This is a genomic window from Bacillus sp. AFS012607, assembly GCF_002558005.1.
Classification (GTDB): Bacteria; Bacillota; Bacilli; order Bacillales; family Bacillaceae_G; genus Bacillus_A; species Bacillus_A thuringiensis_S.
On record NZ_NTVM01000010.1, the window covers coordinates 357,262 to 369,864 of the forward strand.

Genomic DNA, 12,603 nt, shown 5'->3' on the forward strand with positions numbered 1-12,603 from the left:
TTTATGAATAGCAAGACCTACATTTTGCAAATAGTATGTGATAAGAACATTACATACAAGTAGGTGAAGGCAATGTTTCGTTATTTTAAGTTTAAGTTAAATGATACAGTACAGTTTGCAGAAAACGATGGGCATATGTATCGCATTGTCGGTTATCGGTTAGAAAAGGGATTTTATCCAAAAGATGAATGGACTCATATCATTTATGAACTACTTAGAGAATTTGACGGGTATACGATGGATGCAGAGGAGGAAGAACTTGTAAAGGTCGTTCAAGTAGAGGATGAGTATTACAAAATACAAGAAGTATCAGGTTATCGTTATCCAGTAAAAATGAAACAAAAACAACAAGTGATGAAAATAGAAAGGATGGACGATTTATTAGATGCTTACAATGATTATAAAAGGTTGGCAGATTTCTTTAAAGATTTATCGTATGAACAAAAAGCTGAAGAAGTATTGTTAGAAATGAAAAGGCTTAGAGCTTGAGGGGCAGTCTATTATAAGACTGTCCTCTATTTTTGACGGTGCATCAAAGTGTGTTTTCCGTTACAATGAGAGAATCAATAGAAATAAGGTGATAAACAGTATGGAAACAAAGAAAAAGGGCGAATGGTGTGAAATTACCATTCCAGCTAAATGGAATGGTATAAGTATTGAATCGGTATTAAAAGTAGAATGGGAAATACCGAAAAAGCTATTACATCAGCTTCGTATGGAAAAAGGTGTTACGGTTAACGGGGAACAAAGAAGATGGAATGAGCTTTTAAAAGAGAACGATAAGTTACAAGTTCATATGTTTGCGGAGGAAGAGTACGGTGTAGATCCAGAATATGGTGAATTACATGTAGTATACGAAGATGATCACGTACTCATCGTAAATAAACCAGAGCAAATGGACACACATCCTGCTGAAAAAGGTGGAAACGGGACGCTTGCAAATCTTGTTGCTTTTCATTTTCAAATGCAAGGTTTAGAGACGAAGGTTCGTCATATTCATCGTTTAGATAAAGATACGACAGGTGGTGTCGTGTTTGCTAAGCATAGAATTGCTGGTGCAATTATGGATCGTTTATTAATGGAACGAAAAATTAAAAGAACGTACGCAGCGCTCGTTGAAGGGAAAGTAAAGAAGAAACAAGGAACGATTGATGCTGCTATCGGAAGGGATCGCCATCATGCTACAAGGCGTCGTATTTCTCCAAAAGGTGACCAAGCTATCACATATTATAAAGTAGAAAAGTATTTTAAGAAGCAAAACACGACTTTCGTAACGTTACAATTAGAAACGGGTAGAACGCATCAAATTCGTGTTCATATGAGTCATAATGGTAATCCACTAGTTGGGGATGTATTATATGGTGGGCAAACAAAATATATGTCCAGTCAAGCATTACATGCGATGAAGATAAATTTCTTGCATCCAATTACGAAAGAAGCGATTGAAGTTGATGTGCCGTTTCCTACAAAATTAAATAATAAAATAAAAGAATTTCAAAAAGAAAATGCGTAAAGTATAAGTTTTAATTTGAAAAAAGTAGATTTTTGCAGGGATTTCTCTAAAAGAAGCGAAGCCGTTAAGAGAAAAGAGAGGTGAGAATTACTTGATCAAATATAAGTATGTACTTGGGATATTTTTCGCTTGTCTTTTAGTTACTCTATGTCTTTACCCCTATTTACCAAATCGTATGGCAGTACATTGGAACGTAAATGGTGAGCCAAACGAGTTTATGAGTAAACAAGTTGTTGTAGCATTTATTCCTTGTTTTATTATTTTTTCATATGGATTTTTGTATATTATTTCACATAATATATTTAAGTTTAATGAAAGAGAGCATTGTATTATAGGCGGATTTATAAAGAAAATTACATTATTTATGTTGTTTATTCATATGCTTATTCTCTTGATTAATTTTGGAGATTTTATATTCTTTCAAACAGGATTAACGATTGGGATTAGTATGTTTCTTTTTATGCTGAGTAAAGAATTTAAGAAAATAAAAGGCAAAGAAAAAGATCCAATTAAATTACAAAAAATTCGTTTAGTAAGTAGACGGATTTTTCAAGTGATGGCATGTGGCATATTGTTTTCATTGTTTTTGAACTTAGAGTGGGGATTTTATATATTGCTTAGTGTAATAAGCTGTGGATCTATGTTGTTTATGTTCTATATTTTCTATTCATACATAATAGAAAGCTATGAAACTTGAAAAAGAGTCTTCTCATTATGAGAAGACTCTTTTAATCTATTTACTTTGTAATAAATTGTTGTGTCCAGTAGTTGCCGCTTTCTACATAACCAACACCGATGTGAGTGAAGCCGTTATTTAAGATGTTTGCACGGTGTCCAGCGCTGTTCATCCAAGCTTGTACTACTTCTTCAGGTGTACGTTGGCCTTGAGCGATGTTTTCACCTGCAGATGTATAAGAAATACCAAATTTCTTCATCATGTCAAACGGAGACCCGTATGTAGGGCTGTTATGATCAAAGTAGTTGTTTTTTTGCATGTCTTCAGACTTAATACGTGCTACTTTGCTTAATTCAGTATCGATTTTTAGTGCTGGTAAACCTTGTTTTGCACGCTCAGCGTTTGTTAATTCAACAACACGTTGTTCGAACTCGCTTAAAGATTTTGCTTCTTCAGCAGGCTTTTGCTCAGCTGGTTTTTGTTCAGCAGGTTTTTGCGTATTGTTGTTTTCAGCAGGCTTTTGAGCTTCTGGTTTTTGAACTTCTTCAGCAGGCTTTTGCTCGGCAGGTTTTTGCTCAGCAGGCTTTTGAGTTTCTGGCTTAGCTGTTGGTTGCTCAGTTACAACATTTTCAGTAGGTTGTTGACCAGGAATAATGCAATTTGGTTGGAAGTTTCCTTGTTGCCATTGCGCTAATGACTCAACGCCCATAGATTGTAAGAATGCTTGTAATTCTTGTTGGTTCATTTGTTTCATCATTACTTTTGAATGCTGAATATTTTGAACCTTAATGTTAGATGGTTGTACTGTTGCAGCTTGTGCATCTAGAGAAGATACTCCTAAAGTAAGAGCTGTTGCAGCAGCTACAGATAATAAAACACGCTTTTTCATGATGTGTGTCCCCCTATATAAAGTTTTAATTTGTTTTCACACGATTTGTTTTTGACAGCCTGTCTGACTGACAAATTCATCGTAGCATACAATTTGCGAGAAAAAAGATGGAAAAAAATTCATAGACTTTAAAATTACCTAATTTATCCTAAGAGAAGAAGTGAGCAAAAATAAGAGAAATATAGAGTATAAAAGGAATTTATAGTGTTTTTATACTTGATTTTAAGAGGGGTTTTTGGATAAATTTACCTAAAGAGAAAATAAAGAATCCTATTGTATCAATGGTTTGAGCGATTTTTTGAGGAATATAATGGATTGATTTTTACAAAACTGTAATGTTTCTGTTGTTCTTTTTTATAATAAAGTAACATATTTTTAATGTTGTAGCAGACAAAAAAGCGGCTATCTCTTTACATAGACGAAGGAGATAGCCGTTTTCCTATTATTACGTATGTTACGAGTTAGTTTCAATTGCTTCTAATAATAAATCTACAATGTGAATTCCTCTCATTTTATGAGAAAGCCCTTCTCGCTCAATTCCTAATTTCATTTGTAATAAACAACCTGGATTTGCAGTAACAATGGTTGCTGCGTCTGTTTCATGCACACGGTCCATTTTGTAATCTAGAAATTCCATTGATAACTCTGAATGAACAATATTGTAAATACCAGCAGAGCCACAGCAGCGGTCCGCATCTTTCATTTCACGATATGTTGCACCTTGGATAGCCTCTAGTAACATACGAGGTTCAGAAGCTGTGCGCATAACATTGCGTAAATGACAAGAGTCTTGATACGTAATAATTTGCTGCGTGAGTCGTAAATCAGTTCGCTTATGGAAGTCTAGTTCTACTAGTATAGCAGTAATATCTTTAATCTTAGAAACAAACTGCTTAGCACGTTCAGCCCACTCTGGATCATCCTTTAAAAGATAATCATAGTCTACGAGGTAAGCTCCGCAACCACCTGCATTCGTAATAATATAGTCGATGTTTAAATCTTCGAATGCCTTTATATTTCGCTTTGCTAATTCTTTTGCTCCACTCTTTTCACCAGCATGTCCATGCAATGCACCGCAGCAACTTTGTGTTTTCGGAATAACGATATCACAACCAGCTAATTGAAGAAGTTTCATCGTTGCGTTATTTGTTTCTAAAAACATAGTATCCATTAAGCAGCCTGTGAAGAATGCAACTTGTTTTTTCTTTGTACTTTCTGCAGGTAAAAATGAAGGACGATCTTTCATTGCTTTCATTTTTGGCACTTTTGGCAAAATGAGATCCATCGTTGCAAGTGTTTCAGGGAATAACTTCATAATACCTGTTTTATGTGTTAGTGTTTGTAAACCAGAACGTTGATAAAATCCAATTAGTCCTGTTAATGTTCTCATTCGATTTTGATGGGGGAACAATCCTTCAAAAACGACTTTTCGAACAGCTTTCACTGGCATTGAGAATTTTTTATTTTGATTAATAATATCACGAGCTTCTTCTAATAAATGTCCATAATTTACACCAGATGGACAAACAGGCTCACAAGCACGGCAACCAAGACAAACGTTTAATGTATTTTCAACATCTTCATCTGGTTCGATTAAACCATCAACGATAGCTTTCATTAATGCGATACGTCCGCGCGGTGAATGTGACTCTTTATATCCGGATTGAATGTAGGTAGGACAAGTAGGTAAACAAAAACCGCATCGCATACAGTTTAGTAATTCATCTTCACTTAATCGTTCTTTAAATTCTTTTTGAATATTTTCTTTATTTAATGTGGTCATCGCTCAACCACCACTCTTTTTCGAGTGTCTTTCGCGAACATTTTTCCAGGATTCATAATGTTATTTGGATCGAAAGCTTGCTTTATTCCTTGCATAGCTGCAATACCTTCTTTACCTAATTTCATTTCTAAATATGGAGCTTTCATCGCACCAACACCATGTTCACCAGTAATTGTGCCACCAAGTTCAATTGCTTTCGTAAATATTTCAGCAAAAGCTTGTTCAGCTCGGTGCATTTCTTCTGCATTACGAGCGTCTGTCATACAAGTTGGATGTAAGTTACCGTCACCAGCGTGTCCAAACGTACAAATAGGAATATTATATTTTTTTGCAATGGCATTAATAGCTTCAACCATCGGAGCGATTTGTGAACGTGGTACAGTTGCATCTTCTAATATTGTAGTAGGTTTTAATCGTGCGAGCGCTGATAGTGCACTACGGCGAGCGGTACGAAGTGCATCTGCTTCCGTTTCATCTTTTGCAATGCGAACATCAACTGCATTCATAGAGCGGCAAACGTTAGCCATGTTTTCAATATCTCGATTGACTACTTCGTGCGGGCCGTCTTGTTCGATTAATAAAATTGCTTTTACATCTGTAGGTAAACCGATTTGTGCAAACTCTTCTACTACTTCAATTGTCGGTTGGTCTAAAAATTCCAGAGTTGCTGGAATAATTTTATTTGCAATAATAGAAGAAACAGCACGTGCAGCTTCATTAATATCTTCATAGAGTGCAAGCATTGTTTTCTTTGTTTCGGGCATAGGAACAAGTTTTAATATCGCTTCTGTTACCACGCCAAGTGTTCCTTCAGAGCCGATAAATAAACGAGTTAAATCGTAACCAGCTACATCTTTTGCTAATTTGCCGCCAGTACGAATAATATCACCATTTGGTAAGACAAGTTCAAGCCCCATTACATAATCACGTGTTACGCCATATTTCAAGCCGCGTAACCCACCTGAATTTTCATTAATATTGCCGCCGATTGTAGAAATCTTCATCGAACTTGGATCTGGCGGATAAAATAAACCTTTTTCTTCTACTGCTTTAATAATATCAAGTGTAATGACACCAGCTTGTACAGTAATTGTTAAGTTTTCTTCATCAATTTCTAAAATATTGTTCATATGGCGGAAAATAAGGACGATACCGCCTTCAAGTGGACATGTTCCTGCGCAAAGATTTGTTCCAGACCCACGAACATACACAGGAATTTTGTGAGTGTTACATACCTTTAACACTTCAGCTACTTCATTTGTATTACGTGGAGCAATGACTGCATCAGGCATTGCTTGGAAGTTTGGAGTGGCATCATAACTATAAGTTAAACGCCCCATATTGGATGTATCTACATTATCTTCGCCAACAATAGATACGAATGAATGAATAATTTGCTTTTCTAACATTGGAAATCCCCCTCAAACTGTTAACGTGTTTAGTTATAATAAACAACGTGGTAACAGTGCTTTCATTATAATGATAAAAAAGTAAAGGGATTCTTTCTATGTGTAATCATCTAAAGATTAATCTGTTTTATCGTTCTTTTTTGTATGATTATCTAATAGGAGGAGTGCGAAGTATAAAACGTTTAAGTCTTTGAATTGTTTTGGATCAAGTCCTGTATGCTCTTCAATCTTTTTTAGCCTGTAATGTAATGTGTTAATGTGTATATGTAATTGTTTAGCTGTCTGTTTATAAGATTGGTTATAATCGATAAATAAGCGTAAGGTGTGCATAAGCTCAGGAGATGATAGTAAGTTTTCGATGGTACGCTCTAGAAATTGTTCACGCGTTTCGGCAGAAATATCTTGTAAACACATTTCTAAACGTAAATCTTCATTAAATACAATTTGTTTCGTTTCCAATGATACAGAAAGAGCACGTAATGCTTGTTCGTAAGATATGTTCATATTGTTTGGGGTAACTGTTTGTCCAATCCCGATATATAAAGGAATAGAAAATAAAGCTTCGCAGTCTTGTTTTAATCGTTTTAAAAATTGGTATGTTTGCTCGTTGGAGCTCATCGCTGTAAATAAAATAAAACGATCATTTCCCCACCGAACAAATAGATGCTCTTTTGTTAATATATTGCGTATATGTTGCCATATTTTACGCTGGAGCATCGTGTCATTTTTTCCAATAGAAAACAAAATAAGTTGTTTCTTCTTATATAAATCAATGCCAAGTGTTTTGGCGCGATCGAGAAAACTTGGAGACCATGCTGTATTTTGAAGCCAATCAAAGACGAAAGCTTCATAAGAACGGTGCTCAAGTTCTAGTTGCTCTAAAAAGTAGTTTTCATGAATTAATAACTCGGTCATCTTACGCAATATTTCTCCATAGCGTGAAATATTTTCAGGTTCTCCTGTAATTCCAATAACACCAATTACTTCGTCATGAAATAATAAAGGAAGATTCATTCCAGCCTTTACACCTTGCAACTGCCTTTCATCTTCTGTTGTAATGATGACAGTTTTCTTTTGGTTAGCGCAGCGGAGTGCACCTTCATGAAATTGACCAATTCTTTCTGTATCTGTACTTGCAATAATAACGCCTTGTATATTAATAATAATAATATTCTCTGTAATTAGTCTGCGTACTTCTCGTACAATTTTATTCGCTAAATCAGGAAATAGCATAATTGACACACCTCAAATTCTATTTGTTGTACATTATATATGTAAATTGAGTAAGAAAGGAAAATTTCACACTTTCCACACATTTATTTGTTATTTTACAATTATAACGAAATCATCCGAAGATGGAGGGAATCTTTTGAGAAAGTATGTTTTTCTTCTCTGTTTTTTATTTCTATTAGTAGGGTGTCAAGGAAGTTCATATACACCAATTGCTAAAGATAAAAATGTTATTATAACAACGAATATAAAAGAAGGAAGCATTAGTTTTATTGATAAAAAAAATAAAAAGTTAATCACGACATGGGAACTAAATGAGCCAATGGCCGGAATCACACTGCTTCCAAACGGTGAGGAAATCCTTGTATACGGTAAGCAATTAGAATATATGTATGTATATTCATTGGCGGAAGGAAGGCAAGTGGAAAAATATAAAACTGGAAAGGGCATTGTAAATGTGGTCGTATCAGAAGATAAAAAGCAATTATTTGCTGCCGATCAAAATGTTCAAAAGGTAAGGTTCTTTACGATAAATGGGAAAGAGACAGGAAATGTTTCAACAGGAAAAGGTCCTATAACGATGGTAGAGTATCATAATCGGTTATCTGTACTAAACTTTTATGATACGAAACTAACGACAATTGATACGAAGAAAAAAGAAGTTGTTCAATCCTTTATGATTCCGCCAGCATCAACCGGAGCAACGATTAGTCCTGATGGGAAAGAAATATGGATTGGCGGACATGGTGATGGAAATCAAGTAAATGAGAAAGTGTTAGTGTATTCTTTACAGGGGGGAGAAATGGTGCGCTCTTTACACGCTCCATTTATGCCTGTGAATATAACGAAGGATAGTAAGTACGTATATGCACTAAGTCATGGTTCGAACACACTTAGAAAGTTTGATATTAGCACATATAAAGAAATAGCTTCTGTAGAAGTAGGATCGAATCCATTTGCATTTTTGGAGAGCGGAGCAGAAGGATATGTAGCAAGTTATGATAGTGATGAAGTGTGCGTTATGGATATGAAGAATTTGAAAATAAAACAAACAATTAAAGTCGGAAAAGGACCGTTTCAACTCATAGAGAGGGAAGGGAAGGATAATGAATAAATATAGAGTGCTAGTTGTAGATGATGAAAGTGATATGAGGCAGCTTGTTGGAATGTATTTGGACAACTTCGGATATGAGTGGGGAGAAGCTGAAAATGGAAAAGAGGCTCTTAAAAAACTAGAAACAGATCATTATGATTTCGTTGTATTAGATATTATGATGCCAGAAATGGATGGACTTTCAGTTTGTAAAGAAATTAGAAAAACGTCAGATGTGCCGATTATATTTTTAACCGCAAAAGGTGAAGAGTGGAATAGGGTGAACGGCTTACGTATGGGAGCGGATGATTATATTGTAAAACCGTTTAGTCCTGGTGAATTGGTTGCCCGTATGGAAGCTGTGTTAAGAAGATATACAAAGCAAGAACAGCAAGAAGAGATTCAATTTGGACCAATTCTTATCAATGAAAAAAGTAGACGAATAGAGGCGGATGGTGAGCCGATTTCTCTTACAGTAAAAGAGTTTGATTTACTATATTTTCTTTGTCAGCATACAGGACAAGTATTTAGCCGGGAACAATTACTTGAAAAGGTATGGGGATATGATTATGCGGGAAGTACAAGAACAGTAGATACGCACGTGAAAACGATGCGCTTGAAGCTTGGAGAAAGTGGAAACTACATTCAAACTGTTTGGGGTGTAGGCTATAAATTCGAGGTGTAACGTATGTTTACGATGGTACAAAAACTTTGGCTTACAGTAGTGTGTGCAGTATGTGTAACAGTGTCCTTTCTTTATTTCGTATCTTTATACTCATATGAAAAACTATACGTTGATAATTTAAAAGGTTCATTAGTAATGGAAGGGAAAAATCTTGCTGCTCAGTATGATAAGCGCGAAGGAATATCAATTTTTGAAGAGAAAGTAAGATCATTTGATCAAATATCTAGTTCAGACGTTCTTTTCGTGTCTAATCCGCGTGATTTAAGTGCATGTTTACCTTTTGATGTGCATCATCATTCTCTTATAAGTGAAGGAGATAGGCAAACGCTATTAGATGGGAAAACTGTGACAAAGATAGGATATGAAGAACATTTTGAACGTAATATTATGGGGGTTGTCATCCCTGTATTGGAAAATAAAAAATTAGTCGGAATTGTATATTCTTATATTCCTTTAAAAAGTATAAAAGACTTAATATATGATATGGGTCTTATTTTAGCACCACTAGCAATTGCGATGATTTTAATTACGATATGGGTTGGAAGAAAAATTATAATTGCAATAACGAAGCCGCTTTCGCAAATGGAGCGGGTTGCAAACCATTTGGCTACGGGAGATTTCTCGGAGCGGATTACCGTTTCTTCAGAGGATGAAATTGGACGACTAGGAAAAGCATTTAATAAAATGGCAAATTCATTGGAAACAGAAGATGTAAAGCGTAAGGAATTTTTAGCAAATGTTTCGCATGAACTTAGAACACCACTTAGTTATATAAAAGGGTATAGCGAGGCTATTTTAGATGGCGTTGCAAAGGGACCACAGCAGGAAAAAGTAACGCAGCTAATTCATAAAGAAGCAGGTCGTATGCAGCGTCTCGTTCATGACTTGTTAGACTTAGCGCAATTAGAAGGTGAGCACTTTCCGTTAAAGAAGCAACCTATCGTTTTTTCACAGCTGATTGAAGACGTATTAGATACGTATGAGATTAAGTTTATAGAAAAGGAAATTCATATTTCAACCAATTTAAATCCAGAGGTCATTGTCATGATTGATGAGGATCGTATGCAACAGGTGCTTCATAATGTGTTAGATAATGCGATACGGTATACAAATCAAAATGGAAATATCGTTATAACTTTAGAGCAAATCGATGATTACTGTGAATTAAAAATAAAAGATACAGGAATTGGCATTGATATAGAGCATTTAGAAAATCTTGGCGAGCGCTTTTACCGAGTTGATAAAGCGAGAAGTCGTCAACATGGTGGAACAGGTTTAGGCCTTGCTATTGTGAGACAAATTGTTCATATACATGGTGGACAGTGGAAAATTAAAAGTGAAAAAGATAAGGGAACAACGGTTATTATTAAACTGAATGTACAGGATGAGGTGGGCATGTTCTAATTTTTAGGACATGTTCTTTATATTGAAGGGAATATTTATCTCGCTATTTGCCGGGCAGTAAGCCCCCCACCTCAAAATTCAGCGGAAGCAAAGAAGTTAGGTGGGGGATGAAAAAAAAAACTACTGATTAAAGTTTCACTTTATACGTAAAAATATAAATTAATATGTAATAAATATCGGAAATTTGACTATTTTATGAACAAAACATTTGTACTTCTTATCAATTCGGTCTAAAATAGTTATGATGCAAAGTTCTTATAAATCGTTTCAATTGTTGTTTGGAAGATACTGAGGTGATTTAACTGGAGTACAAATCTATTAAACCGAAAAAAATTTACGAAGAAGTATCTGAAGCTATTTTAACAATGATTAAAAATGGTACGTTAAAACCTGGTGACAAACTACTCCCTGTGCATCAATTAGCTGAGCAGTTTCAAGTTGGCAGATCTGCTGTTCGTGAAGCGCTAAGTGCGCTAAGAGCGATGGGCTTAATTGAGATGAAACAAGGAGAAGGTACATATGTGAAGAACTTCGATTCTTCTTCATTAACAAAATCATTAAACAATAGATTATTAATGAAGAAAGAAGATATTTTGAATTTATTAGAAGTACGAAAGGTGCTTGAAGTGGGGGCAGTTCGAGTAGCGGCGGCAAAACGTACGGAAGATAATTTACAAAATATGAAACATTGGTTAGATGAAATGGCAAAGAGCATTGGAGATGAAAAGGCTGGCGAAAAAGCTGATTTTCAATTTCATATGGGAATTGCAGAGTCTTCGCATAATAACATTTTGCTTGAACTCATGAATCATGTTTCAGAGATGATTGCTGAAACAATTGGTGAATCAAGACGCATTATTTTATATGGTGAACAAACGACATCAGAACGACTTATAGAAGAGCATCAAGTTATATATGATGCGGTGTTAAAACAAGATGTAGAATTAGCGCAGAAAGCAATGCTAGATCATTTAACAAATGTAGAACATATTGTCACAGGTAAAAACGATATAAATTCGTAATTTAATCTTTTAAAAATTTAATTTTCTGATAAAATAGAGAAAGATTAAGTAAGCGTTTTCTTTAGGAGAGGGAGAGGATAGGCCATGGTTGAGCCTATTTCTTCTCTACTCAGTCATCTGATGACCATATGTTTGTTGGCGAAGTTGTAAAAAGGGGGAGTAATAGTTATGAAAGTTACTTTATTTGTTACTTGTTTAGTCGATATGTTTGAAACAAATGTCGGTAAAGCAACAGTTGAAGTGTTGGAGCGTTTAGGTTGTGAAATTGAATTTCCAGAAGCACAAGTTTGTTGTGGTCAGCCTGCTTATAATAGCGGCCATGTAGAAGCAGCAAAAGAAGCGATGAAACATATGATTGAAACTTTTGAAGATGCAGAATATATTGTTACACCATCTGGCTCGTGTGCGACAATGTTTCATGAGTATCCGCATGTTTTCAAAGATGATCCAAAGTGGGCTAAACGTGCACAAAAAGTTGCTGATAAAACTTATGAATTTACACAGTTTATTGTAGATGTTTTAAAAGTTACAGATGTTGGTGCAAGTTTATCAGGGATAGCTACTATTCATAAATCATGTCATATGACACGTATGCTCGGAGTAAAAGAAGCACCAGGGATTTTATTATCAAATGTAAAAGGATTAACTGTGAGAGATTTGCCAAACGTGCAAAATTGTTGTGGGTTTGGGGGAACGTTTTCAGTTAAGATGACTCCAATCTCTGAGCAAATGGTAGATGAAAAAGTAGATAGTGTAATGGAAACAGGTGCAGATTATTTAATCGGTGCAGATTGTGGGTGTTTGTTAAACATTGGCGGACGTATTGAGCGTTTAGGAAAAGAAGTAAAAGTAATGCATATTGCTGAGGTACTGAATAGTCGCTCATGAAGGGGGAACAT

12 protein-coding genes are annotated in these 12,603 nt (G+C 35.3%); 8 read left to right on the forward strand and 4 right to left on the reverse strand.

Annotated elements, in window-relative coordinates; translation table 11 throughout:
- The first annotated feature begins 72 nt into the window (after positions 1–72).
- The 3 genes from CN409_RS12210 to CN409_RS12220 all read left to right on the forward strand — a co-directional run bounded on the left by CN409_RS12210 (position 73) and on the right by CN409_RS12220 (position 2,210).
- Positions 73–489 (forward strand): hypothetical protein, encoded by a 417-nt coding sequence (locus CN409_RS12210; protein ID WP_000490302.1) that lies wholly within the window; start codon positions 73–75, stop codon positions 487–489.
- Between the two features lie 100 nt (positions 490–589).
- A complete protein-coding gene (locus tag CN409_RS12215) occupies positions 590–1,513 on the forward strand; it encodes an RluA family pseudouridine synthase (RefSeq protein ID WP_086389855.1) in 924 nt (307 codons plus the stop codon).
- Positions 1,514–1,604: 91 nt separating this feature from the next.
- The gene (locus tag CN409_RS12220; protein ID WP_000599007.1) at positions 1,605–2,210 is read left to right on the forward strand and encodes a DUF1648 domain-containing protein; all 606 of its coding nucleotides are present in this window, start codon (positions 1,605–1,607) and stop codon (positions 2,208–2,210) included.
- A gap of 40 nt (positions 2,211–2,250) precedes the next feature.
- Here the strand turns inward: CN409_RS12220 and CN409_RS12225 are convergent, their stop codons facing one another.
- From CN409_RS12225 to CN409_RS12240, 4 genes are all read right to left on the reverse strand, one after another.
- Positions 2,251–3,078 (reverse strand): CAP domain-containing protein, encoded by an 828-nt coding sequence (locus CN409_RS12225; RefSeq protein WP_086389856.1) that lies wholly within the window; start codon positions 3,076–3,078, stop codon positions 2,251–2,253.
- A 454-nt stretch (positions 3,079–3,532) separates the two neighbouring features.
- On the reverse strand, positions 3,533–4,861 hold the full coding sequence (locus CN409_RS12230) for a (Fe-S)-binding protein (protein WP_000209615.1): 1,329 nt from the start codon (positions 4,859–4,861) through the stop codon (positions 3,533–3,535).
- Positions 4,858–6,270, reverse strand: coding sequence for a glycolate oxidase subunit GlcD (glcD, locus tag CN409_RS12235; RefSeq protein ID WP_097981961.1), 1,413 nt, complete (start codon positions 6,268–6,270; stop codon positions 4,858–4,860). The genes CN409_RS12230 and glcD overlap by 4 nt, the downstream gene beginning before the upstream one ends.
- Positions 6,271–6,387: 117 nt before the next feature.
- On the reverse strand, positions 6,388–7,512 hold the full coding sequence (locus CN409_RS12240) for a CdaR family transcriptional regulator (RefSeq protein WP_003256589.1): 1,125 nt from the start codon (positions 7,510–7,512) through the stop codon (positions 6,388–6,390).
- Positions 7,513–7,639: 127 nt separating this feature from the next.
- On the opposite strand from CN409_RS12240, the gene CN409_RS12245 reads away from it, so the two are divergent.
- The 5 genes from CN409_RS12245 (at position 7,640) to CN409_RS12265 (ending at position 12,592) form a co-directional block, all read left to right on the forward strand.
- Positions 7,640–8,614 carry a YncE family protein gene (locus CN409_RS12245; RefSeq protein ID WP_001234158.1) on the forward strand — a complete coding sequence of 325 codons (975 nt, stop codon included), beginning with the start codon at positions 7,640–7,642 and terminating at the stop codon, positions 8,612–8,614.
- Positions 8,607–9,278, forward strand: a complete 672-nt coding sequence (locus CN409_RS12250) for a response regulator transcription factor (protein ID WP_001046396.1) — start codon at positions 8,607–8,609, stop codon at positions 9,276–9,278. Before CN409_RS12245 ends, CN409_RS12250 begins: the two co-directional genes overlap by 8 nt.
- A 3-nt stretch (positions 9,279–9,281) precedes the next feature.
- The gene (locus tag CN409_RS12255) at positions 9,282–10,682 is read left to right on the forward strand and encodes a sensor histidine kinase (RefSeq protein WP_000494814.1); all 1,401 of its coding nucleotides are present in this window, start codon (positions 9,282–9,284) and stop codon (positions 10,680–10,682) included.
- Between the two features lie 332 nt (positions 10,683–11,014).
- Positions 11,015–11,704: a FadR/GntR family transcriptional regulator gene (locus CN409_RS12260; protein ID WP_254894088.1), complete on the forward strand. Its 690-nt coding sequence runs from the start codon at positions 11,015–11,017 to the stop codon at positions 11,702–11,704.
- 168 nt (positions 11,705–11,872) lie between these two features.
- Entirely contained in the window at positions 11,873–12,592 is a 720-nt protein-coding gene (locus tag CN409_RS12265) for a (Fe-S)-binding protein (protein WP_000869152.1), read from the forward strand.
- Positions 12,593–12,603 lie beyond the last annotated feature (11 nt).